Origin of the sequence: Burkholderia paludis (assembly GCF_000732615.1) — a bacterium.
Taxonomy (GTDB): Bacteria; Pseudomonadota; Gammaproteobacteria; order Burkholderiales; family Burkholderiaceae; genus Burkholderia; species Burkholderia paludis.
Genome location: NZ_JPGL01000014.1, coordinates 41,427 through 63,883 on the forward strand (window position 1 = coordinate 41,427; position 22,457 = coordinate 63,883).

Genomic DNA, 22,457 nt, shown 5'->3' on the forward strand with positions numbered 1-22,457 from the left:
GCGGAGGCTCAGCCGTTGCGCAGCGAGCGGAAGATGTCGCCGGTGTGCACGCCGTAATCGCCGGCGGCGCGATCGGCGAAGAAGAATCGCAGGGTCTGGCTGACGGTCGGGAACGCGATTTCGTCCCACGGGATGTCGGCCTCGTCGAACAGTTTCACTTCGAGGCTTTCCTCGCCGGCTTCGAAACCCGGCTCGACGAGCCGCGCGAGATAGAACAGGTGAACCTGGTGCACGTGCGGCACGTTGAGCAGCGTGAACAGGTTCTGCACCTCGACGCGCGCGCCGGCTTCCTCGAGCGTTTCGCGTGCGGCCGCCTCGGCCGTCGTCTCGCCCATTTCCATGAAGCCCGCGGGAAGCGTCCAGAAGCCGTAGCGCGGTTCGATCGCGCGACGGCACAGCAGGATCTGATCGCCCCAGACCGGGACCGTACCGACGACGTTGCGCGGATTCTGATAGTGGATCGTGCCGCAGTGATCGCAGACAAAGCGCTCGCGGTTGTCGCCCGGAGGAATGCGCGCGATGACTTCGTGACCGCAGACGGAGCAGAATTTCATGTCGAATGGAAGGGACGAGGTGATGCGAGTGTATCACCGGGGCGCGGCATTCTCGAACGCACGCGCATGCGGGCGGCATGGCGCACGCAGTGCAGGGGCGGCCGCGTGAAGCGGGGCGGGGAACACGACGGAAAAACAAAAAGCCCGGCACTGGGCCGGGCTTTTTGCACGAATCTGGACGTTTGGTTGCGGGGGTAGGATTTGAACCTACGACCTTCGGGTTATGAGCCCGACGAGCTGCCAGACTGCTCCACCCCGCGTCCGTCGAAGAAATGAATTATAAGGAGATACCCGAACGAGTGCAAGCACTTTCTGACAATCGCATGTCGCGTCTTGTGGGGACGGTACGGTGGGCGCGTGCGCTAGAATCGAGCGGTTTGTTTCGTATCTTCGGCAGCGACGCCGTGCGCGATCGCGTCGGCGCTGCTGCGACTCTCTTTATTGCATCGACGGATTCATGGACATCGCTCACGATCTTCAATCGATCGACGCGCAGGAACAGGCGCTCGTGTTTCCCCATTTCGACCCGGCGCGCGCATGGGCGCTCGGCAACCGGATGCATGCGCTCGCGACGTCGCGCGGCCATGCGATCGCGATCGACATCGTCACGTTCGGCCAGCCGCTGTTCTACGCGGCGCTCGCCGGCGCGACGCCCGACAACGCCGACTGGGTGCGCCGCAAGCGCAACGTCGTCGCGCACTTCCGGCGCAGCTCGTATGCGATCGGCCTGCGCATCCAGCAGTCCGGCGCGACGCTCGCGGACAAGCACGGGCTGCCGATCGGCGAGTATTCGCCGTACGGCGGGTCGTTTCCGCTGACGGTCGCCGGTGCCGGCGTGATCGGCTCGATCACCGCGTCCGGGTTGCCGCAGCGCGCGGATCACGAATTCGTCGTCGAGACGCTGTGTGCCGAACTCGGCCACGACTACGCCGCGCTCGCGCTGGCAAGGATCTGACGGATGCAGCTTCCCGGTTACGCATGGCTCGCGATCGCGATCGTCGCGGAGGTGGTCGGCACGTCCGCGCTGCGTGCGGCGGACGGCTTCACGCGCTTGTGGCCGTCGATGCTCGTCGTCGCCGGATACGGCATCGCGTTCTACTGCCTGTCGCTCACGTTGCGCACGATGCCCGTCGGCATCATCTATGCAGTCTGGTCGGGCGCCGGGATCGTGCTGATCACGCTCGTCGCGATGCTGCTCTATCGCCAGGTGCCGGACTTGCCGGCGGTGATCGGCCTCGGGCTGATCATCGCGGGCGTCGTGGTGCTGAACCTGTTCTCGAAGATGCAGGCGCACTGAACGTGCGACTGCCGTTTGCCGGATGGCCCTCATGACCGATTCCACTTCCGCTGCCGTTTCCGCCGAAACCGCCCAGCCCGATGTACGCGCTTATGTTGCGAACCGCATCGGCTTTCTCGAACTGAACCGGCCGAAAGCGCTGAACGCGTTGTCGGTCGGCATGATCCGGCTGATGCAGCAGGCGCTCGACGCGTGGCGCGACGATCCCGAGGTCGTCGCGGTCGTCGTGTGCAGCCCGCATCCGCGCGCGTTCTGCGCGGGCGGCGACGTGCGCTTCTTCCACGATGCATGGCAGCGCGGCGACCGCGATGCGGTCGACACGTTCTTCATCGAGGAATACACGCTCAACCACACGATCTTCACGTATCCGAAGCCGTATGTCGCTTTGATGCACGGTGTCGTGATGGGCGGCGGGATGGGCATCTCGCAGGCGGCCCGGCATACGGGCGGCCTGCGCGTCGTGACCGACTCGACGAAGATGGCGATGCCCGAAACGCGCATCGGCCTGTTCCCGGACGTCGGGATGAGCTGGTTTCTCGCACGCACGCCCGGCGAGATCGGCCGCTATCTCGCGGTGACCGGCGCGACGCTCGACGCGGCCGGTGCGTTGTACGCGCAGCTCGCCGACGTCTATCTGCCCGATGCCGCACTGCCGGCGCTGCTCGACACGCTGCGCAGCGCGCGCATCGACAGCGGCGCGCAGGCGGTCGCCTGCGTCGCTGCCGCCGCGGCCGAGCACAAGGTCGTGCCGACGCCCGACACGTCGGCGCTGGCCGATGCGCGCGCCGGGATCGACCGGCATTTCGCGCAGCCCGATATCGGCGCGATCCTCGCGTCGCTCGATGCCGAGCAGGACTGCGCGGCCGTCGACGGATGGGTCGGGAAGGCCGTTCATGCCATGCGCGAACAGCTGTCTCCGCTGTCGATGGCCGTGTCGCTCGAAGTCGTCGAGCGCGCGCGCGGTGCAACGATGGCCGATTGCCTGCGGCGCGACCTCGATCTCACGCGTTCGACGTTCGCGCACGGCGACGTGATCGAGGGCGTGCGCGCGCTGATCGTCGACAAGGATCACCGGCCGGTCTGGCGTTTCGGCGCGGTCGCCGATGTCGGGCGCGCGGACGTGCTCGCGATGTTCGACAGCCCGTGGACGGCCGACACGCATCCGCTGCGGAATCTGCGGGACTGATTGAGGCGGGCGGGATACCGCGGATGCCGAAACGAACAGGCCGCCTGCGTGTGCAGGCGGCCTGTTCGTTTGCGGGCGCCGCTTCGGCCGAGGTCGAAGCGGCGTGAGGAGGGCGCCGGCGTTACTCGTCGCCCGCGCCGTCCGACATGAACGCGCGCATGAACACGAGCGCGCCGAAGCCCCAGACCGCGTTCGTCGCGAAGCCGGCGGCGAGAACGGGCATCATGTTGCCCGTCGGCCAGATGCCGCGCAGCGGATCGATCGCGAATACGCGGGCGACCGTCAGTACGAGGCCGCCGAACACCAGCGCGCCGACCCACGACGCCTCGCGTTCCGGCGATACGCGCAACAACCACGCCATCGGGACCGCGCAGCACGCACTGATCAGCGCATTCGCGACAAATTCAGGAATGCCGAGCGGCGCGAACGGCTGCGTGGAGAAGCCGGTTGCGGCGATCAGGTCGGCCGTATGCAGGAGTGCGAGCGTGGCTTCGCGGAAGAACAGGGCGGCCAGGAAGCCGGACAGGAATGGCAGGATGACTTTCTGCATCGATGAGTGCACCGCAGGCGCGCATGACCGGGGCCGTGCGCGCGGAGTTATTCGGACAGTTGCGCCATTATAGGGCCCGGCCGCCGCGATATTCGCTCCAGCGTCGTGCTAATCACGAAAGCGGAAAACCTAAGCTAAAAAAAATCGTTCCAAAGCCCTGCACCGATCCCTAGACTGATTTCCCAGAAACAGCCGTGCAATCGCGTCCTCGCCCGCTGCACGGTGCGACCGGCGAACCACCCCGATTCGAACGCACACCATGCATGCGTCGCCCAGCCGCGACGCGAGCAGGGCGGTGTTTTTTCAAATTTCGGCAAGGACAGTCAAGCAGGAGCAGCAGATGAATGTGTTCTGGTTTATCCCCACGCATGGCGACAGCCGCTATCTCGGCACGGCCGAAGGTGCACGCGCCGCGGATTACGATTATTTCAAGCAGGTCGCGGTTGCGGCCGATACGCTCGGCTACGAGGGTGTCCTGCTGCCGACCGGCCGCTCCTGCGAGGATGCGTGGGTCGTTGCGTCGAGCCTCATTCCGGCGACGCAGCGTCTGAAGTTCCTGGTTGCGATTCGTCCCGGCATCGCATCGCCGGGGCTGTCGGCGCGCATGGCCGCGACGTTCGACCGTCTGTCCGGCGGCCGCCTGCTGATCAACGTCGTGACGGGCGGCGATGCCGCCGAGCTCGAAGGCGACGGCCTGTTCGCGGATCACGACACGCGCTACGAAATCACCGACGACTTCCTGAACATCTGGCGCGGCCTGTTGTCCGCGTCGCACGACAACGGCGGCTTCGACTACATCGGCAAGCACTTGCAATCGAAGGGCGGCAAGGCGCTTTATCCGCCCGTGCAGCGCCCGCATCCGCCGCTGTGGTTCGGCGGTTCGTCGCCGGCCGCGCATGCGATCGCGGCCGATCACATCGACACCTACCTGACCTGGGGCGAGCCGCCCGAGGCCGTCGCGAAGAAGATTGCCGATATCCGTGCCCGTGCCGAGGCGCGCGGCCGCAAGATCAAGTTCGGCATCCGGCTGCACGTGATCGTGCGCGAAACCGAGGACGAAGCGTGGCGCGACGCGGAACGCCTGATCAGCCGGCTCGACGATGAAACGATCGCACGTGCGCAGAAGGCGTTCGCGAACATGGATTCGGAAGGCCAGCGCCGCATGGCCGCGCTGCACGGCGGCAAGCGCGGCGGCCGCGACGCGCTCGAGGTGTATCCGAACCTGTGGGCCGGCGTCGGCCTCGTGCGCGGCGGTGCGGGTACCGCGCTCGTCGGCAATCCCGAGCAGGTCGCGGAGCGCATGCGCGAATACGCGGATCTCGGTATCGAGACCTTCATCCTGTCGGGCTATCCGCACCTGGAAGAGTCGTACCGTTTCGCGGAACTCGTGTTCCCGCTGATCAAGGGCGGCGCTGCATCGAAGGCGACCGGCCCGCTGTCGGGCCCGTTCGGCGAAATCGTCGGCAACAGCTATCTGCCGAAAGCCGCGCAGAGCTGAGCGACAGGAGGTCTGGGATGACAACGAAATCGTCGGTGACGGGGGCGGCGGTGGCCGCCCGCGCATGGCGCGGCGTTGCGCCGTGGCTCGTGCCGCTTGCGCTGCTGATCGTATGGGAAGTCGGTGCGCGCACCGGCTGGCTGTCGACCCGCGTGCTGCCCGAGCCCATTGCGGTCGTGCGGGCGGCGTGGTCGCTCGTCACCTCCGGTGAAATGTGGGCGAATGTGAAGGTCAGCACGTGGCGGGCGCTGTTCGGTTTCGCGATCGGCGGCGGCGTCGGCCTCGCGCTCGGGCTCGCGACCGGTTTGTCGAAGGCGGCCGAGGTCGCGCTCGATTCGACGATCCAGATGATCCGCAACATCCCGGCGCTCGCGATGATCCCGCTCGTGATCCTGTGGTTCGGCATCGACGAGAAGGCGAAGCTGTTCCTCGTCGCGCTGGGCGTGTTCTTTCCGGTCTATATCAATACGTATCACGGCATCCGCTCGGTCGACGCGAACCTGATCGAGATGGCGAAGAGCTACGGCGTGCGCGGTTTCGCGCTGTACCGCGACGTGATCCTGCCGGGTGCGTTGCCGTCGATTCTCGTCGGCGTGCGCTTCGCGCTCGGGCTGATGTGGGTGATGCTGATCGTCGCGGAAACGATCTCCGCGCAGTCGGGTATCGGCTACATGACAATGAACGCACGTGAATTCCTGCAAACCGACGTGGTGGTGGTCGGCATCCTGCTGTACGCGGTGCTCGGCAAGCTGGCCGACGTGCTGGCGAAATGGCTCGAGCGCGTGACGCTGCGCTGGCACCCCGCCTATCAATCTGGAGCAAAGGCATGAATGCGACGACTTCGGCGGCCGCCTACGGCCCGCTTGCCGGCGCAGATCTCGAGGCCGAGCTTGCGCAGGCGCGCGTTGCGGACGGCGACGCGCGAGACGCGGCGATCCTCGAACGTGACGGCAGCGCCTCGGTCGTCCCGCTCGCGCGGCGGCGGCCCGGCGGCCCGGCAACCGACGATGCGGTGACGCTGTCGGGTGTCAGCAAACGCTTCGGCACGCGCACGGTGCTCGACAACGTCGAGCTCGGCATCGCGCGCGGCAGCTTCGTTGCGATCGTCGGCCGTAGCGGCTGCGGCAAGTCGACGCTGCTGCGTCTCGTCGCCGGGCTCGAACAGCCGAGCAGCGGCGCGCTCGTGACGCGCGGCGACGGCGGTGGCGAACTCGATACGCGGATCATGTACCAGGATGCACGCCTGCTGCCGTGGAAGACCGTGCTGCAGAACGTGATGCTGGGCCTCGGGCGCGGCGCGCGTGACCAGGCGCGCGCGGTGCTCGACGAAGTCGGCCTGCTGGAGCGGGCGAACGACTGGCCCGCGCAACTGTCGGGCGGACAGCGGCAGCGCGTCGCACTGGCCCGCGCGCTCGTGCACCGGCCGCAACTGCTGTTGCTCGACGAGCCGCTCGGCGCGCTCGACGCGCTGACCCGCATCGAGATGCATGCGCTGATCGAGCGGTTGTGGCGCGAACACCGGTTCACCGCGCTGCTCGTCACGCACGACGTGCAGGAAGCTGTCGCGCTCGGCGACCGCATCCTGCTGATCGAGCAGGGGCGTGTGGCGCTGGACCAGCCGGTGCCGCTAGACCGGCCGCGCGCCCGCGCATCGGCCGCGTTCGCGGCACTGGAGGATCGCGTGCTGAAACGCGTGCTCGCCGGCGGACCCGGCGCGGCCGACCAGCCCGCGGAGCATCAGGCAGACAGCGTTCGACCGGTCGGGCAGATCCGCTGGGCCGTTTAAATCCGGGCGGCGCAGGCCGCCCGTTCTGAGACTTTTTTCTTCGGAGCGATCAACCCGATGAGCATCACTGCAATCAACGTACGTAACCAGTTCAAGGGCAAGGTGAAGGAGATCATCCGCGGGTCCGTGGTCTCCGAGGTCGACGTCGAGACGCCGTTCGGCATCGTCACGTCGGTGATCACGACCCGTTCGGTCGACGAACTCGAACTGAAGGTCGGCGCGGAGGTCGTTGCGCTCGTGAAATCGACGGAAGTATCGATCGCGCGCCTCTGAGCCCGGGTGTCCCGTGCCGGTGCGGTGCCGCGGGCAGCCTGCCCGCTGGCGCCGCCCGGCGCTTGCGTTGTGCTTGCCTTGGTATTCGACGTCCGGCCGAAGTGCTAGGATGGAACGACACCGATGCCGGAGGCCAATGCATGACCCCCATCCTTTCCCCCGAAGCCATCGAGGCGCTGAAGTGGATCGACCAGTTCGGCGAAAGCCGGCCGGTTCCTGCCGCGTTCGACGACGTCGTCTATGCGTTGCTGAACGAGGGGCTGATCTACCAGGCGACGGCCGACCGGGTCGACCTGACGGCCGATGGCCGGTCCTTCTTGTCCGACGAATACGACTGAGCGTGCGGCGCCGGCTGCGCGGGCGGCCTGGCGCTGCGTCGCCACGGAGCGTGCGATGGAACCGAGAGGCAGCGACCTCGGCGATTTCAGCGAGCCGTACCGCGGCTTCGAAATCGAGGTGAAGACCGAGCAGGTGTGGAACGGCGAGCATGCGCACTATCGTGTGCTCGAGGGCGAGAACGTGCGGATCGACTGGCGCCTCGTCAAGGTCGACGGGATGTTGCTGACCGAACGGCGCGTGCTCGAACGGGTGCTCGACGAGGCCCGGCGGGCGGTCGATGCGGAGCTGGGCGACGGATAGTGCACATGCCGGGCAGGCTCGGCCCGTGTTGCGGTAAAATGTCCGGTTGTTTCCGCGCCGTCTGGCCTGTCGCCCGAAATCCATGTCCGTACCGCCGTCTTCGCTTCCTCCCCGCCGCGTATCCGTCGCGCCCATGCTCGACTGGACCGATCGTCATTGCCGTTCGTTCCACCGGACGCTGACGCGCGATACGTGGCTGTATACGGAGATGATCACGACGGGCGCGCTGCTGTTCGGCGACGCCCAGCGGCATCTCGCGTTCACGCCGAACGAATCGCCGGTCGCGCTGCAACTCGGCGGCAGCGAGCGCGACGATCTCGCGCGCGCCGCGAAGCTCGGCGAGCAGTGGGGCTACGACGAGATCAACCTGAATTGCGGGTGTCCGTCCGAGCGCGTGCAGCGCGGTGCGTTCGGCGCGTGCCTGATGAACGAGCCGCAACTCGTTGCCGACTGCGTGAAGGCCATGCGCGATGCGGTCTCGGTGCCGGTTACGGTCAAGCACCGGATCGGTGTCGATGCGGTCGAGGACTACGCGTTCGTGCGCGACTTCGTCGGCACGGTGGCCGAGGCCGGTTGCGAAACGTTCGTCGTGCATGCGCGCAATGCGATCCTGAAGGGGCTGTCGCCGAAGGAGAATCGCGAGATCCCGCCGCTCAAGTACGACTATGCGTATCGGTTGAAGCGCGATTTTCCGGCGCTCGAGATCGTCATCAACGGCGGCATCAAGACGCTCGACGAGGTCGAGCAGCATCTCGAGCACGTCGACGGCGTGATGCTCGGCCGCGAGGCGTATCACAACCCGTATGTGCTCGCGGAGGTCGATGCGCGCTTCTACGGATCGACCGCGGCGTCGCGGACGCGCGAGGAGGCCGAGGCGCTGCTGATCGAATACTGCGCGGCGGAACTGAAGCGCGGCACCTATCTCGGCGCGATCGTGCGGCACGCGCTTGGACTGTATCGCGGCATGCCCGGCGCACGCGGCTGGCGTCGCGTGCTGTCCGACAACAAGAAGCTCGCGCGCGGCGATCTGGCCGTGTTCGACGAGGCGCGCGCGCATCTGAACGAAGCCGAAGAAATTTTTGAAAAAAAAGCTTTGCAAGATTCAAAAGACTTCGTATAATCTTGTTCTTCGCTGCTGAAACAGAGCAGCGAAGAAAGAAAGGCAGTAAAACAGTGGTGGCTGTAGCTCAGTTGGTAGAGTCCAGGATTGTGATTCCTGTCGTCGTGGGTTCGAGTCCCATCAGCCACCCCAAAGAATTCCAAGCAGTATCAAGTAGTGAAAAACGGCACTGTCCCAAAAGACAGTGCCGTTTTTGTTTTGGCATTCCAAAAATGGAATTCACGGTGCTTTCCGCATTGCGATTCGTTTCGATCGTCGACGCGGCGTGCTGTCGCCGCGCGCGTAGTGCAAGCCGTATTGCGTCATAAAGACGTACCTATATGCCTTGGTCGCTGCAGATCGGGATCATGTGGCGAACGGCAGTGTGATTTCGATCTGCTCGATGGCATCGCCACGCCATTGCATGCGAATGTGTCCGGCCATCCAATCGACCTGCAGCCACGGTCAGTCGAGAAATTCAATCTTGCGGTTGCCGGCGAACTCGGCATGTTCGTTACCACCTTGAAGCCGGACGGGGCGACCGTTCCGCTGTGCAGTTGCGTCTCGCTGCGTCGTACCCGGCGGCGTTCCTGCTGAATTCGACGGCCCGCGCCTACGCGCTCCGCATTTCAGCCGTGCCCGCACACGTTGTCGATGCGATCCGGAAATCGCCACATGCCAGACGCGTATCGATGCGTGCCTGGTCCGCTTCGCAATCGTGAAGGTACGACTCCTTCACCTGCGCACGACCTTCAGCGATTGCCGAAGTCCAGCGACCGGGCGACCGGACGAGTGGGTCCCACGACGAACGTCGGTGCCGACACAGCAATGCCGCAGTTGTCTGCCGGCGAGCCGGCGACCAAGACCGCGCCGAAGCGGGGCAGGCCGAGCGACCTTTTTTCTCGGAAACCCATGGGATAGACTTTGTCGAATAATTATTCGTCGGGGGCCGGGGTGAAACACAAAATCTGGGCGTCGTACGCGATTGCGTGGATGCTGATAGCCGCCGTGTTCACGATCGATTTCACGACGATGGGTTCGGTCGGATTGTCCATCAGACCCGACTGGTTTCCCCGGTTTGCGAAGCTGGGTGTGATATCAGCCCTGTTGTGCTGCTGCCTGTTCAATGTCGAGCGTATTCAACGCTATCGCTCCGTTGCGCAACGTCTCCGCTGTCGGGATCTGGCGCTCGCCATTTTCTGCCTGTTGACGATAGCGGTGTATGGGCAGGCAGCCGCCATTGCCTCATATGTCGCAGCGGCACTCGGCAGGCCTGCGGTGCAGGACGTACTGCTGGGCTGGGAGCGGTCTGTCGGATTCGACTGGCTGAAAACGTATCGCTGGATCGGTGAATACAAGCGCCTGCAGCCGATATTGCGAATTGCATACGGAAGCGCATTCATCCAGATGATCGTCTATTGCTTCCTGTTCGGGCTGCTGCGAAGAAGGCAGGAGCTGTGCGAAATGATGCTGATTTTCGTCGTTTCGCTGCTGATTGTGCTGCCTGTCGCCGCCCTGTATCCGGCCGCCAGTCCGTTTGCCCATTTCGGCATTACCGATCCAGGCACCGTGTCGCAAGTGACGGATTTTTATCATGTCCGACGCGGAGAATTGAAGGTCATCGATCCCTTCGCGGTCCAGGGCATCGTTTCGATGCCGTCTTTCCACGCGGTGCTTGCCCTGATGCTGATCTACGTCGTGCGCAACTTTCGTGTGCTGCTTGGCGTTTCACTGGGGCTGAACGGGTTGATGCTGGTATCGACGTTCTCGGTCGGCGGTCACTACCTGGCCGACATCGGTGCGGGCGTGATGGTGGGCATCGCGACGATCTGGTGGATGCGCCACTGGTTCTCCGTCTATGCGGCACGGAAGTGGCCGGTCTTGAACAACTGACGAACCGACAACGACCTCGTCAACCAACGATTGCCTCCCGGCACCCCGCCCGTTTTCAACGATCGACTACGTTGCCGGCGATCCCCGCCTGGGCCGTTCGCGTATTTCGAAAAACCACCCACGACCACAAGGCGCCGCCCGCCACCTTGGCGACGAATTGCAACGCGGCGATCGTCGGGAAAACCGCTCCAAATGCAATCAGCGGAAAGATGAGGGAATCGACTGCGGCACCCGCGACGTTCGCGCCGTTTGCGCGTGCCAGTATCGGGAAGCGCCGCGCGAGCTGAAACACGATCGCGCTCGCTACGGCTGCCGATCCGAATGCCACGAGCGATGCAAGGGCGATCTCCTTGGCCGCGGGATTGAGCATGTAACTGACGACGCCAGCCGCCGCGATCAACCCAAACATGCGCGACCAGAGCGCGCGGCCGCGCCAGTCGAGGTGGAGTCGATCCCGGATCGCGAGATCGAGTCCGATCAGAAGGAACGCGATGATCGGTGTGGCAGCAGGACCGAAGTGAGCGACCATCAGGTTCGCGACAGCGACTGCTGCGATATAGATCAAGACGTACATGGTTCCTCTGCGGTGATGAGTGCGGGTTGCGTCGATTCGACGCCGGAGTGAGCCGGATGCGACCGCTTCGACGGCGGAATGCGCTGCCGGCAACCCGGGCCGAAATGCAGGCGATTGCCGATGGGCCCGGACGCGGAACGACAGCATAACGCCGGGTTGCAGCCGGGTTGCACCAAAGCAACCGCAACGCGAGATTGTATGGCGGTATCCGGCTGCGATCTTGTGCAGTTTGCTGTTCCGGCTAAGGTTTGTGCGCGTCGTGCCGTTATCTTTTATGGACAGCCCTCGTGCCTCGAATGCTGATCCGTTTCCTTGCCTGCTCGCGTGTCGCGCGAGCAGGCTTTTTTCGTTTACGGCGGCAAGCCGCAGCCTGAATGGCGGAACAGGACAGGAGCCTGGCGAAAATCGACAAAGCGCAACAGTCTTACGTTCGTGTAATGTATCGACTTCCTCGTGCCCTCATGCTTTGCTGGGCCGTTCGATCCCGACGACCAATGGTGGTGTCGGGATTTTTTTTTGCCGACGCGCCGTTGCAGCGGCAACGAACTGCGCCGACGGAGCATCGCGCGAGCACGGCGAAGTCGAGCGGTACATGCCGTCATGCGCGGTATATTCGCGACGAGACGTCCCGATCACGAGAACGAGAACGAGCAGAAGGAGTGGCCCACGATGCCGGAAACCCCGATCACGCTACGCGCCGCGACAACGCACGACGCAAATCGCATCGCGCGCCTGCACACGCTGAGCTGGCAAACCGCATACAGCCATATCCTGCCGGCGGCCTATCTGTCCGACGAGGTGCCGGCGGAACACGCGGTTCGGTGGCGCAACTATCTCGATCGCGACGAATGCGAGTGGGGCCTCGTGCTGATCGTGGAGTCGGATGGCGAGCCGGTGGGCTTCGTCAGTGCCGAGCGCCCGGTCGATCCTGAGGCCGGCGTGCTGCTCGACTGCCTGCATGTCCATCCCTCGCATCACTGAAGCGGGGCAGGCAAACGCATGATCGAAGCCGTTCGCGCATGGGCGCGAACGCTCGGCGTGGACCAGGTTCAACTGCGGGTGCTGGAGGGTAACCGGCACGCGATCGCTTTCTACGAGCACAACGGCTGGCAACCGGCGGGGATCGAAACGGGTCGTATCGGCAGGACGCAGGTCACCGATCGAATCTACGTGATACAGGCCTAGCGGCCCGCCGGCGGCATCCGCAGGCCGGAACGCGCGACATGCGGCCGCGCCGGGATGCCGGGCGAACCCCGAACGTGCGTCGCGGTCATTCGCCGCAATACCGCACGAGCAGATCGGCCTCCGTCTCGTGCACCTCGACGGGCAGCGCCGTGGCGCCGGCATAGGCAAGATAGCGCGCGCGATGCTGGCCGTTGCGGAACGACACGACGCCGACTTTCGACAGGCCGGGGATGCCGAGCAGTGTCCGGGTTCGGGTCTCGCGAAACGTGATGAACGGCATGTCGGGAATCCTGTCCTGGCCCGGATCGAGGAATTCGCGAATTCCGGCGGCTTTTCCAGGGGCCCAGTACTGAACCGACGGCAGCACGTAATCCGTCGTGTCGCGGTCGGCGCAGGCCAGCAATTTTTTCACGTCGATCGTCACGACGCGATGTCGCGAGTCGTCGGACGCGAATACCCGTTTCAGGTGTGCATAGGCGTAGGGGGCATGCCCGGGAAGCCGGATAATCCAGACCTCCATGCCGTTCTGGTGTATGCGGGCGATTGCCATGAGTCCCTCTGGTGTCGCAAGCGGTCTTCGTGGTTAAAGTCTAGCAGTCCGAACCCAACGGCGGAGCAGGTCGATACCCGGAACGGGAAAACGACGCGACTCGCAGCGAAACCGGCGTCGCGAGCGAAAGCGCGGCGCGAGTCGTTGGCAATCCGGCCTCGATCATGCGTCCGGCGGTTGATATCGACGAGTTGCGGGAATATCGCGATACTGCTGCCTGGAATGACGTGCGCGCAAAATTCATGCAGGATTGACGACACGTTCAGGAGTGACGTGCATGCGGATTGTCATAAGAGCCGAGAGGGCAGATTGACTGGAGAAACCCATGGCATCGAAACTTGAAATCGAGTATCTCGATTACTGTTTCACCGCGACGCTCGAAATCGGAGAATCAGGCCGTACACGCGTTGTCGACTGGCATCTCGCATCCGGTTCGCGGAGCCAGGCGCTTGCGTGGGGCGCGTTCGACCGCTTTCTCGAGCGGCATGACTTCGCCGATGAAGAGGATGCGCGCGCCAATATCGTCGACTGGCTCGAGCAGCTTGCCGATCCACGTTCCGGAGCGTCGGCCGGGATCGCGAAGGCGGGCGCGGCGGCTTCCGGAGCAGTGTCGACGGACGGATCGACGGCCGAAGGCGTCAGTGAAACTGTCCTTGATATCGTCGCCGATCTCGACTGGATCGAGGCGATCGCCGATTGGCTTTCCAACTGACTCGCCAAATGACGAAACAGGATTGTCATGGTGCGGGTTGAGGTGTTCGAGAAGCACCTTCAGGTGCAATGCGACAAACGGAAATGAAGTTGAAATTGCAGTGATGAAAAAATAGAGTATCGCTGCTTTGACAATACTTGCGCGTTACCGGACACTGCGCCGGGGCCAGAAAATATCGGCTTGAATCAAAACAAAATACAACGGCGGACATGAAAGGAAGAAAAGTGACGACGGCCGGCAAGATTCCTTGCGTTGGCAGCGGCACTCGGCATTGTCATGCAATGGGGCTCGAATAAGGTAGATACGAAAATACCGTCGACCGATTTGTTGTCGGTGCGGCCGGCAGAAATATCACGCCATCTTCGACATGCCCGGGCACGTCGGCGCGCTACGGGCGCCGTGCAGGGTTGCCGGTCGCGGCGACATTGTCACCAAATGGTGAGTTGCCGCACAGATCGTTGCGCGACCGACGCTCACAATCTGGCCGGTTGACCGTTCTTCCCCGGCCCGGTCAACCGTTTCCCCGCTCGCTCGCGCAGGAGCGGGGGCTTTTTGCCCGTCCGACGCCGAAAGGCCGCGTCGGCGGAACCGGACAGGCGTTCGTCCGGCTGCCGTGTGATCGCACCGATTGCGCACCCCGGCACCCGTTCGCCTGATCCGCATGGATTGCTTTCCTCGTGCCTGAGCGAACCCTCAGGCCCATTGCCGGTTCCGGCCGGCGATGCGTTGGTCCCGGCGGCGTGCAGCAGTGCCGCCGGGATATTTTTTACATCGAATGCGTCACGTCACGGCGCGCGCGGCGTGCTCCGCCGAACCGCTCAGCCAGCCTGTTCGACGCTGGTTTCCCATCCGTCGTATTCTCCTCCGAGCGAACGCGCCTCGCGACTGATCGCAACCGTATGGCGCGTGATGTCGGCCAGTGCCATGGTGCCTTCGTGCGAAAACCGCACGGCCGATCTGCCGTCTTCGGTCGGTGCGACCGATTCGACCGGATAGCCTTTCGCTTCCGCCCAGTCCGCGAACTGGTGCGCGTCGCTCGGGTCGGGGAAGAACGCCCAGTGCATCACGCGCCGGCTCACGTTGGCGGCGTCGCCTTTCTTCCGCAATTCGTCGAGCACCTGCATGTCGTGCATGATCTGCCGGTCGTCGTCGGTCGGGTAGAGCGTTTGCCAGTACGCTTCCTTGTCCGGATCGTCCTGGTGCGCGTACTGGAGCGAGTAGGTTGTCTGTTCGGCGAGCGCGTCGACGATTTCCGCCGCCTCGGCCTCGTCGAACGGCACGTAGAAGAGGAAATCCCGATTGCCGTCGGCGGTGATGCGACCGACCTGCACGCCGCCTTTCGCGGCGATCGCGGCGTCCAGCAGATCCTCGATCTTCGCGAGATCGGCGAACTCGTCGCCGGCCGGCAGGCCTTCGGGCGTCGGACGTGCCAGCGGGACGCGCACGCTGAGCAGCGACGTGCGCGGATCGCCCTCCGCGATTTCCGCAAAGCTGTGGTTGAAGCTGATGAAGGCCTGATGGTCGCCCATTCTGGCAGGGAAGGTTCCCCAGGCGTCGGTCATGTGTTTCTCCCGTACACGATTGTCTGTTGACGGTTGCAAAGCGCCCCAATGTATCATCGAAAATCGCATTGGCTGGAGAAGCGCACATGATTGCAAGTCTGGGCATCCTGGTGCCGGTCGAGGATGATCGTTTCCGGGCGGTGGTGGATTTCTATCGTCTGGCGCTCGCGCTGCCGGTGCATTCCAGCGGCGTGTCGGCCGCGGGGAATCCGTGGCATCGCTTCGTCGCGGGCGGTGCGACGCTGACTGTTCATACGGGCCGGGGCGGCGAGTTTCCGTATCCGGAATTTCGGCCGACCGGTCATGGAATCGCGCTGGCGATCGAGGTGGCGTGCGTTTCGCAAGCCGTCGAGCGACTTGAATCGTGCAGCGTCGGCCTCCTGAATGCGTGGGACTACGGCGACGGCACGGTGGCGATTTCCGTGGCGGACCCGGCGGGAAACGTCTGCGAGATCTGGGGCCGTCCGTGACCCGCGCCTGGGCGCAGCGGGCCGCAACAAGTTCGAAGGAGAAGCCGATGTCGATGTTTGCGGTGAATGGTGTGCGTATCGATCCGCGCAGCGCGCGGGTGACGCATGTGCGCTGGGCGGCCGTGAATCCGGCCGACCGATCGTGGGCGGCGGCGCCGAGCGAGGCGCCGGTGGCGGACGTCGCGCGGGCGCTCGCGTCCGGCGACGACGTTCGCGCGATCTTCTCGGCATCGGATGCCACGGCGATCGGGCCCAGGCTGAAACGCGTGCTGTACCGCGATGCCTCGGAGGGCATCGAACTCGACATCGATGCGACGAGCGAGTCACGCACGTTGCGCGATCTTCCGCAAATCTGACCGGCGCGGCATGCGCAGGCGGCAGGTGCGACCGGCGGTAGCGCTCGCGAGACCCGGCCGAACGGACTCGCGCACAGCGTCGATCGGGAGGCGTAGTATCGGACGATCGGCGTCCTGCATTGCCGGTTGCACCGAACGGTTTGACGGGCCGCGTGTTTCCGGCGAGCCGGTGTCGGTGCAGGAGGCGTGCGGCGCAAACGCGTACGAGACCATGTCCAGACCTCTCATCGCCCCGTTGGCATCCGCGTGCTGTCTTGCGCTGTCGGCTTGCCAGACCGCGTCCGCGCCGCCTACGCTGCCGTCGCCCGAGACCGCGTCGGCGGCCGTGGCCGTTCCGGCATCGTCGCCCGTCGTGCCGATTCGCGGCAACGGTCTGGCGCCTCATCTGGCAGGGCAGAGCCATTGGTCCACCGGTCAATGCACGACCAACGGTACCGTCAAGGTGTGCAATTGAAATTGCCGATGGTGACTGTTCTGCCCGGATGAAGGCGCGTTTGCGCGCGTCGTCGATGCGTTCTCCCGATCTCGATCCGTGCCTGCCGACAGGCTTCAGGAACATCACCGGCTTTCGTTATCCTGGCGATCCATACCCGATGCGTTCGTCGTGCGTAGACGTCGGGTGGTGCGACGGGGCCGATCGCCCGGCGCGGGGGCCGGATGATCGGGGCGACCGACCGAACGGGCCGATGGCGCCCGATACCGGGAATCCGCGCACTCGCGTACTCCGGAAAAAATGTCGGGCATCGTGTCGATTTCCGTCGGGGTCGTTCGTCGTGGGATCGGAGGCGTGCGCTTCGTGCGTGCGTCCCGATTCCGACAAGACAACTGACCGAAGGAGCGACACCCATGTCCACGTCCGCCAAACCGATCCCGGAAGGGATGCGCACGCTGACGCCGCACCTGATCTGCGCCGGCGCAGCATCGGCCATCGACTTCTACACGCGGGCATTCGATGCGCACGAACGGTTTCGCCTCGCGACGCCCGACGGCCGGCTCGCGCATGCGTGCCTCGCGATCGGCGATTCGACGTTGATGCTGATGGATGAAATGCCCGAGCACGGCGCGTTCGGGCCGAAGGCGCTGAAAGGTACGGCGGTCTGCCTGCACCTGTACGTGCCGGACGCCGATTCGGCTATCGCGAAGGCGGTCGCGGCCGGCGCGACGGTCACGATGCCTGCTTCCGACATGTTCTGGGGCGATCGCTACGGGCAGGTCGAGGATCCGTTCGGGCATCGCTGGTCGATCGCGACGCATCTGCGCGACCTGACGCCGGAGCAGATCGCGCAGGCCATGGCCAGCGCGCCGCCGTGCGGCAACTGACGCAGCCGCGCAACCGGCGTTGAACGGCCGGGCGGCGGCCTGCGCCGGCGCCCGGATCGTCCGAGCCTATGCGCCGGCCGCCTTGCGGCGCTGCTTGTCCTCGTACATCCGCTGGTCGGCCAACGCGAGCAGATCGGCCACGTCGCGATGGTGCGCGGGATCGTAGGCGACATGCCCGACGCTGAACCGGATCGCGTAGCCGCGGGCGTCGGCCGCGTTGCGCTGCGCGAGCGCCTGCGTCACGCGTTCGATCGGCCCGGCCAGGTCGGCCGGCTCGGTGGCGCTCAGCAGCACGACGAACTCGTCGCCGCCGAGCCGTGCGATCACGTCGCTGTCGCGCAGCGTGCCCGTCAGCGTGTCGGCGAATGCCCTGAGCGCGTGGTCGCCTTCGGCATGGCCGAAGCGGTCGTTGATCGACTTGAAGTCGTTCAGGTCGAAGAACAGCAGCTCGGCATGACGATCGAGGCGATCGCACAGGCTCAGCACGTGGCGGGCCAGGATCTCGAAGCCGCGCCGGTTCGTCAGTTGCGTGAGCTCGTCGGTGGTCGCGAAATGCAGCGCGGCGATCTCGCGCTCGGTCATGTGGGCGAGATCGCCGAGCAGCGCGAGTTCGTCGGGTTCGAGCGAGCGCGGCCGCGTGTCGATCAGGCACAGCGTGCCGATCGGTGCGCCGTTCGGCGCGGCGAGCGGGCGGCCGGCGTAGAAGCGGATGCCGGGCGCACCGGTGACGAGCGGGTTGTCGTGGAAGCGATCGTCGTTCAGCGCGTCCTGGATCACCATCGTATGGCCCTCGAGCAGCGCGTGTGCGCAGAACGACGCATCGCGCGACGTTTGCGCGACATCGAGCCCCGCATGGCTCTTGAACCACTGGCGATCCTCGTCGACGAGACTGACGAGTGCGATCGGTACGTCGAACAGCCGGCGCGCGAGACGCGTCAGGCGGTCGAAACGCTCTTCGGGGGGCGTATCGAGGATCGAGAGCGAATGAAGCGTATCGAGCCGGGCCGCCTCATCGGCCGGTTTCGGTGCGATTTGCATGGGCCTTGTCTTTTGTCCCGGCTGTCAGGCCGGGCTCGGGATCGTATGCCGGACAGTATCGCGCATTATCCGGTGCATCGCCAACGTACAGTCCCGGCGACGGGTGTGTTCGGCACGGCCCGGATCGCTGCACGCGCGGCTGGAGGCGGGCGCAGCCGGCCCTGCGTTCCGGTCGGGCGCGCAGCCGGAGGCGCGACGTCTCAAGGTGCCGGGCGCAGTGCCGTAAACAGGACGAGTCCAATCGTTCATCGCATCCCATCGCACCATGGTTCGAATTCTGTACGCGGGCTATCTCGCTTTTGCGCTGTATTTCCTCTACCCGATGGTTCATGACACGCTGACGTTGGGCATGGTCTGTATCGGCAGCGCGCTGCCGGGCGGCGCGAGCGGTTTGTCGACGCCTGCGGCGAACGGCTTGGGCCGGCATGCGGGCCGCTGCGGGCCCGCGGCGCGCACCGGTGTGTCGACCGGACGGATGCCCGGCATTCATTGAGTGTGGCGGAGTGTCGCGCGGGGTGTTCGATAAGCAGGCGCCGTGCTGGCCATTCGGCCGAATTGAAGCTTGCGCCACGCATCGCCGATCATCGGCAATGCGGCGACTGAAGGCGGAATGTCGAACGATGCGCGGCCGCGCGACGTGCGTCAGTAGCTGGAGCGGTACGGCACGCCCTGGTCGAAGCGGCTTTGCCAGTGCGCGAGGTAGCGCGCCGCGAGTCGCGGATTGTTCCAGACCACGACCACGTTCTCGGAATTGCGGCTGGCCGCCGACGCACTGTAGTTGAACGAGCCCGTTTCGACGTGCTCCGCGTCGATCACGAGGTACTTGTCGTGATGGATCGCATAGGTGTCGATCGTGCGCGTCGGGATGCCGGCATTGACGAGCAGGTTCAACGCCTGCTTGCTGCTCTTGGCCCGATTGCCCTTGTCGTCCACGACCACCTCGACATTGACGCCGCGTTGCTTGGCGGCGAGCAGCGCACGCGTGACGGGCGGCGACGTGAACGAATAGGCGGCGACGCGAATCGAGCTGCGCGCCGCGCCGATCGCCTTCAGCACGAGCGCTTCGGCGCCGCCGTCGGGCGAGAACGCCGATTCGACAACCTGTGTCGCGGGGGCTTCGTGGGTGGGCGCCGGCAGCCACCGCGACACGAGGTCGATCGCCTGCTGAAGCAGCGATTCACTTTGCGTCTTGCCGAAGGCGGCGAACGGTGTGGCAAGCAGGGAGGCGGCGAGACAGGCGGCGGCGAGGCGATTGCGCGACAACATCTTGGACAGCGAACAATTTCGAGACAGCGGGCCGTGAGTGTAACGCAGACGCGGCGGCCCGGTCACGTGCGGCGGCGCAGGGTTCGCCAGGTTGAGTGATGTGATCGCAACGGTCGGCGGTGGCGGGGCGCATGAAGAAGGATCGCGTCGTGCGCAATCCGCGTGTGCGATCCGGTTCGGCTTGCGTGCCGGCTGCGACCGAGGGCGACGTGCGGTGGCGAGTGCGGCGGCAGGGTATCGAGCAAGTCGGGCACGCACGCGGTCCAACGGGCTCGGTGCGTCCCGCGGCAATAGTGCGAACGTACGCGCGATTGGTGTGTGTCAGGCGGTCGGGCGCGCGATGCGTCAATCGTCGACGGGGGGCGCCGCGCCTTCGCCGGGTGCGCTCCATCCCGGGCCGGGCTCCGGCTGCACGTCGCGTGCGTCGAGCGGTTCGCCGCACGCCGAACAGATGGTGACCGCATGCATCAGCTGGCCGCAGGTGCGGTGGCGCAGTTGCACGGGCGGCCCCTGGCCGTCGTTCTTCCAGCGGTCGCCCCACGCCATCAGCGCGAGCAGGGCCGGGTAGAGGTCGAGACCTTTGTCCGTCAGCCGGTATTCGAAGCGCGGCGGGCGCTCCTGGTACGTGTGCTTGATCAGCACGCCTTCGTCGACGAGCCGCGCGAGCCGGTCCGCCAGCACGTGGCGCGTCAGGCCGAGCCGTGCCTGGAACGCGTCGAAGCGGCGGCAGCCGAGGAACGCGTCGCGGAGGATCAGCATGGTCCAGCGGTCGCCGAGCACGGCGAGCGTACGCGCGACCGAACAGTTCAGCGTGCCGATGTCATCCCATTTCATCGTCGAGTCTCTTGCAGCGGTTCAGCGAAATAGCGGGCTCGATTATAGAACCCGCCTTCGGTTGCGACGGGCCCGGCCGCGTTGACAACGGCCGGCCTCCCTGTCGATAATGAGTTCCAATTTAGAACTTACTAGCGCGACCACGCGCTTTCAATCCGGAGACAACCCGATGAATTCGCTTCCCCTGTCCGGCCTCGATCTGCTGCGCAATGCGATCGCGGGTGATGCGCCGCTCGCGTCGATCACCGAAACGATCCCGATGCGGCCGCTGGACGTCGAACTCGGCTACGTGAAGTTTTCGGCGCGGGCGGACGGCCGTCATCTGAACCCGCTCGGCGGCGTGCACGGCGGCTTCGCCGCGACGGTGCTCGATTCGGTCACGGGGTGCGCGGTGCATTCGATGCTCGACGCGGGCGTTGGCTACGGTACGGTCGATCTGCACGTGAAGATGCTGCGGCCCGTGCCGCGCGACGTCGATCTGATCGCGGAAGGGCGCGTGATTCACCTGTCGCGCTCGCTGGGCGTGGCGGAAGGAACGCTGAAGACGCCCGACGACAAGATCGTCGCGCATGCGTCGGCGACCTGTTTCATTCAGCGTCCGCAGTAACGGACCACGGCAGGGCGGCCGTCCTCGCAGGTGCGTATCCGCCGGTTTCGGCGTCGAAGGGGAAATGTAAGCCTGCGCGGCGCCCGTCTGAAGCGGCCGCTTCAGTGTGATAGCGTTTCTGCTTTCCACCGACGCGACAGGAACAGCATGGAATACCGCACACTCGGCGATTCGGGCATCGAGGTCAGCCTGATCGGTCTCGGCACGATGACGTGGGGCGAGCAGAACTCGGAGCGCGACGCGCACGAGCAGATCGACTACGCGATCGCGCAGGGCGTGACGCTGATCGACGCCGCGGAGATGTATCCCGTGCCGCCGAAGCCCGACACGCAAGGCCGCACCGAGCAATACATCGGCACCTGGCTTGCACGGCATCGCGCGCAGCGCGACCGCGTCGTGCTCGCGACGAAGATCGCGGGGCCGGCGCGGCAGCCGCACAATCCGCGCCATATTCGCGGCGAAGGCAACCAGTTCGACCGCAGGAACCTGACCGAAGCGCTCGACGGCAGTCTCAAGCGCCTGCAGACCGATTACGTCGATCTCTATCAACTGCACTGGCCGGACCGCAGCACGACCACGTTCGGCCGTCCTGCCTATCCGTGGGTCGACGACACATACACGGTGCCGATCGAGGAGACGCTCGGCGTGCTCGCGGAATTCGTGAAGGCCGGCAAGGTGCGCGCGATCGGCGTGTCGAACGAAACGCCGTGGGGCGTCGCGCAGTTCCTGCATGCGGCAGAGAAGCTCGGGCTGCCGCGCATCGCCAGCATCCAGAATCCGTATAGCCTGCTGAACCGCACGTTCGAGAACGGGCTGTCGGAATTCACGCATCGCGACGGCGTAGGGCTGCTCGCGTATTCGCCGCTCGCGTTCGGCTGGCTGTCCGGCAAGTACGAGAACGGTGCGCGCCCGGCCGGCGCGCGCATCACGCTGTTCGAGCGCTTCCAGCGCTACAGCAAGCCGCAGGCGGTCGAGGCGACGTCGCGCTACGTCGCGCTCGCGCGGCGTCACGGGCTGTCGCCCGCGCAGTTCGCGCTTGCCTTCGTCAACAGCCGGCCGTTCGTGCACAGCAACCTGATCGGTGCGACGTCGCTCGAGCAGTTGAAGGAGAACATCGGCAGCATCGACGTGAAGCTGTCCGACGCGGTGCTCGCCGAGATCGACGCGCTGCACGAACTGCAGCCGAACCCGGCGCCGTAAACGGCGCA

At 65.3% G+C, this 22,457-nt stretch carries 27 protein-coding genes, 2 tRNA genes and 1 pseudogene; 21 read left to right on the forward strand and 9 right to left on the reverse strand.

The features are described 5' to 3' along the window. Positions 1–8: 8 nt before the first annotated feature. Complete coding sequence (locus GQ56_RS0110375; protein WP_031398592.1) at positions 9–554, reverse strand: NUDIX hydrolase; 546 nt, start codon at positions 552–554, stop codon at positions 9–11. A 183-nt stretch (positions 555–737) separates the two neighbouring features. Further along, positions 738–814: transfer RNA gene (locus GQ56_RS0110380), tRNA-Met, on the reverse strand. Between the two features lie 197 nt (positions 815–1,011). Between GQ56_RS0110380 and GQ56_RS0110385 the strand changes: the two genes are divergently transcribed. Genes GQ56_RS0110385 through GQ56_RS0110395 form a run of 3 tightly spaced genes read left to right on the forward strand, consistent with a single transcriptional unit; the run spans position 1,012 to position 3,037 of the window. Next, positions 1,012–1,509, forward strand: coding sequence for a heme-degrading domain-containing protein (locus tag GQ56_RS0110385; RefSeq protein ID WP_031398593.1), 498 nt, complete (start codon positions 1,012–1,014; stop codon positions 1,507–1,509). Between the two features lie 3 nt (positions 1,510–1,512). Further along, positions 1,513–1,851 carry a DMT family transporter gene (locus tag GQ56_RS0110390; protein WP_031398594.1) on the forward strand — a complete coding sequence of 113 codons (339 nt, stop codon included), beginning with the start codon at positions 1,513–1,515 and terminating at the stop codon, positions 1,849–1,851. Positions 1,852–1,882: 31 nt separating this feature from the next. Next, positions 1,883–3,037 (forward strand): enoyl-CoA hydratase/isomerase family protein, encoded by a 1,155-nt coding sequence (locus GQ56_RS0110395; RefSeq protein WP_031398595.1) that lies wholly within the window; start codon positions 1,883–1,885, stop codon positions 3,035–3,037. Positions 3,038–3,158: 121 nt separating this feature from the next. Here GQ56_RS0110395 and GQ56_RS0110400 read toward each other — a convergent pair whose 3' ends face one another. Beyond that, entirely contained in the window at positions 3,159–3,587 is a 429-nt protein-coding gene (locus GQ56_RS0110400; protein WP_031398596.1) for a hypothetical protein, read from the reverse strand. A 340-nt stretch (positions 3,588–3,927) separates the two neighbouring features. Here GQ56_RS0110400 and ssuD point away from each other — a divergent pair, with 340 nt between their 5' ends. From ssuD to GQ56_RS0110450, 9 genes are all read left to right on the forward strand, one after another. Beyond that, positions 3,928–5,085 (forward strand): FMNH2-dependent alkanesulfonate monooxygenase, encoded by a 1,158-nt coding sequence (gene ssuD / locus GQ56_RS0110405; protein WP_031398597.1) that lies wholly within the window; start codon positions 3,928–3,930, stop codon positions 5,083–5,085. Positions 5,086–5,102: 17 nt separating this feature from the next. Continuing rightward, a complete protein-coding gene (ssuC, locus tag GQ56_RS0110410; protein WP_031398598.1) occupies positions 5,103–5,915 on the forward strand; it encodes an aliphatic sulfonate ABC transporter permease SsuC in 813 nt (270 codons plus the stop codon). Beyond that, positions 5,912–6,871, forward strand: a complete 960-nt coding sequence (locus tag GQ56_RS0110415) for an ATP-binding cassette domain-containing protein (RefSeq protein ID WP_031398599.1) — start codon at positions 5,912–5,914, stop codon at positions 6,869–6,871. The genes ssuC and GQ56_RS0110415 overlap by 4 nt, the downstream gene beginning before the upstream one ends. Before the next feature lie 57 nt (positions 6,872–6,928). Next, positions 6,929–7,144: a TOBE domain-containing protein gene (locus GQ56_RS0110420; protein WP_006476104.1), complete on the forward strand. Its 216-nt coding sequence runs from the start codon at positions 6,929–6,931 to the stop codon at positions 7,142–7,144. A 140-nt stretch (positions 7,145–7,284) separates the two neighbouring features. After that, the gene (locus GQ56_RS0110425) at positions 7,285–7,482 is read left to right on the forward strand and encodes a hypothetical protein (RefSeq protein ID WP_031398600.1); all 198 of its coding nucleotides are present in this window, start codon (positions 7,285–7,287) and stop codon (positions 7,480–7,482) included. A gap of 55 nt (positions 7,483–7,537) precedes the next feature. Continuing rightward, positions 7,538–7,783, forward strand: coding sequence for a hypothetical protein (locus GQ56_RS0110430; RefSeq protein ID WP_031398601.1), 246 nt, complete (start codon positions 7,538–7,540; stop codon positions 7,781–7,783). Positions 7,784–7,916: 133 nt separating this feature from the next. Then, on the forward strand, positions 7,917–8,903 hold the full coding sequence (gene dusA, locus GQ56_RS0110435) for a tRNA dihydrouridine(20/20a) synthase DusA (protein ID WP_031398602.1): 987 nt from the start codon (positions 7,917–7,919) through the stop codon (positions 8,901–8,903). 56 nt (positions 8,904–8,959) lie between these two features. After that, positions 8,960–9,035 (forward strand) — tRNA-His (locus tag GQ56_RS0110440). An 801-nt stretch (positions 9,036–9,836) separates the two neighbouring features. Continuing rightward, positions 9,837–10,775, forward strand: coding sequence for a phosphatase PAP2 family protein (locus tag GQ56_RS0110450; RefSeq protein WP_081894886.1), 939 nt, complete (start codon positions 9,837–9,839; stop codon positions 10,773–10,775). A gap of 55 nt (positions 10,776–10,830) precedes the next feature. On the opposite strand, the gene GQ56_RS0110455 is transcribed toward GQ56_RS0110450, so the two are convergent. Then, positions 10,831–11,349 (reverse strand): VUT family protein, encoded by a 519-nt coding sequence (locus tag GQ56_RS0110455; RefSeq protein WP_031398604.1) that lies wholly within the window; start codon positions 11,347–11,349, stop codon positions 10,831–10,833. Between the two features lie 669 nt (positions 11,350–12,018). Between GQ56_RS0110455 and GQ56_RS47025 the strand changes: the two are divergent. Continuing rightward, positions 12,019–12,534: pseudogene (locus GQ56_RS47025) on the forward strand (N-acetyltransferase family protein). Positions 12,535–12,619: 85 nt separating this feature from the next. On the opposite strand, the gene GQ56_RS0110470 reads toward GQ56_RS47025, so the two are convergent. Beyond that, positions 12,620–13,084 (reverse strand): plasmid fertility inhibition factor family protein, encoded by a 465-nt coding sequence (locus GQ56_RS0110470; protein WP_031398605.1) that lies wholly within the window; start codon positions 13,082–13,084, stop codon positions 12,620–12,622. A gap of 325 nt (positions 13,085–13,409) precedes the next feature. Here GQ56_RS0110470 and GQ56_RS0110475 point away from each other — a divergent pair, with 325 nt between their 5' ends. After that, positions 13,410–13,796, forward strand: coding sequence for a hypothetical protein (locus GQ56_RS0110475; protein ID WP_031398606.1), 387 nt, complete (start codon positions 13,410–13,412; stop codon positions 13,794–13,796). 818 nt (positions 13,797–14,614) lie between these two features. Here GQ56_RS0110475 and GQ56_RS0110480 read toward each other — a convergent pair. Next, positions 14,615–15,358, reverse strand: coding sequence for a DUF695 domain-containing protein (locus tag GQ56_RS0110480; protein WP_031398607.1), 744 nt, complete (start codon positions 15,356–15,358; stop codon positions 14,615–14,617). A gap of 26 nt (positions 15,359–15,384) precedes the next feature. Here GQ56_RS0110480 and GQ56_RS0110485 point away from each other — a divergent pair, with 26 nt between their 5' ends. The 4 genes from GQ56_RS0110485 to GQ56_RS0110495 all read left to right on the forward strand — a co-directional run bounded on the left by GQ56_RS0110485 (position 15,385) and on the right by GQ56_RS0110495 (position 17,504). Next, positions 15,385–15,828: a VOC family protein gene (locus tag GQ56_RS0110485; RefSeq protein WP_152601713.1), complete on the forward strand. Its 444-nt coding sequence runs from the start codon at positions 15,385–15,387 to the stop codon at positions 15,826–15,828. 47 nt (positions 15,829–15,875) lie between these two features. Continuing rightward, on the forward strand, positions 15,876–16,184 hold the full coding sequence (locus GQ56_RS0110490; protein WP_031398609.1) for a hypothetical protein: 309 nt from the start codon (positions 15,876–15,878) through the stop codon (positions 16,182–16,184). 211 nt (positions 16,185–16,395) lie between these two features. Then, the gene (locus GQ56_RS47030; protein ID WP_075122916.1) at positions 16,396–16,638 is read left to right on the forward strand and encodes a hypothetical protein; all 243 of its coding nucleotides are present in this window, start codon (positions 16,396–16,398) and stop codon (positions 16,636–16,638) included. Positions 16,639–17,030: 392 nt separating this feature from the next. Next, positions 17,031–17,504, forward strand: a complete 474-nt coding sequence (locus tag GQ56_RS0110495) for a VOC family protein (protein ID WP_031398610.1) — start codon at positions 17,031–17,033, stop codon at positions 17,502–17,504. 66 nt (positions 17,505–17,570) lie between these two features. On the opposite strand, the gene GQ56_RS0110500 is transcribed toward GQ56_RS0110495, so the two are convergent. Continuing rightward, entirely contained in the window at positions 17,571–18,542 is a 972-nt protein-coding gene (locus GQ56_RS0110500) for a GGDEF domain-containing protein (protein WP_031398611.1), read from the reverse strand. 265 nt (positions 18,543–18,807) lie between these two features. Between GQ56_RS0110500 and GQ56_RS0110505 the strand changes: the two genes are divergently transcribed. Further along, a complete protein-coding gene (locus tag GQ56_RS0110505; protein WP_031398612.1) occupies positions 18,808–19,035 on the forward strand; it encodes a hypothetical protein in 228 nt (75 codons plus the stop codon). A 149-nt stretch (positions 19,036–19,184) separates the two neighbouring features. Here the strand turns inward: GQ56_RS0110505 and GQ56_RS0110515 are convergent, their stop codons facing one another. After that, positions 19,185–19,808 (reverse strand): phospholipase D family nuclease, encoded by a 624-nt coding sequence (locus GQ56_RS0110515; protein ID WP_031398613.1) that lies wholly within the window; start codon positions 19,806–19,808, stop codon positions 19,185–19,187. 345 nt (positions 19,809–20,153) lie between these two features. Beyond that, the gene (locus GQ56_RS0110520; RefSeq protein WP_031398614.1) at positions 20,154–20,642 is read right to left on the reverse strand and encodes a winged helix-turn-helix transcriptional regulator; all 489 of its coding nucleotides are present in this window, start codon (positions 20,640–20,642) and stop codon (positions 20,154–20,156) included. A gap of 169 nt (positions 20,643–20,811) precedes the next feature. Between GQ56_RS0110520 and GQ56_RS0110525 the strand changes: the two genes are divergently transcribed. Continuing rightward, positions 20,812–21,249, forward strand: coding sequence for a PaaI family thioesterase (locus GQ56_RS0110525; RefSeq protein ID WP_031398615.1), 438 nt, complete (start codon positions 20,812–20,814; stop codon positions 21,247–21,249). A 147-nt stretch (positions 21,250–21,396) separates the two neighbouring features. Beyond that, complete coding sequence (locus GQ56_RS0110530; protein WP_031398616.1) at positions 21,397–22,449, forward strand: NADP(H)-dependent aldo-keto reductase; 1,053 nt, start codon at positions 21,397–21,399, stop codon at positions 22,447–22,449. Positions 22,450–22,457: the final 8 nt, after the last annotated feature.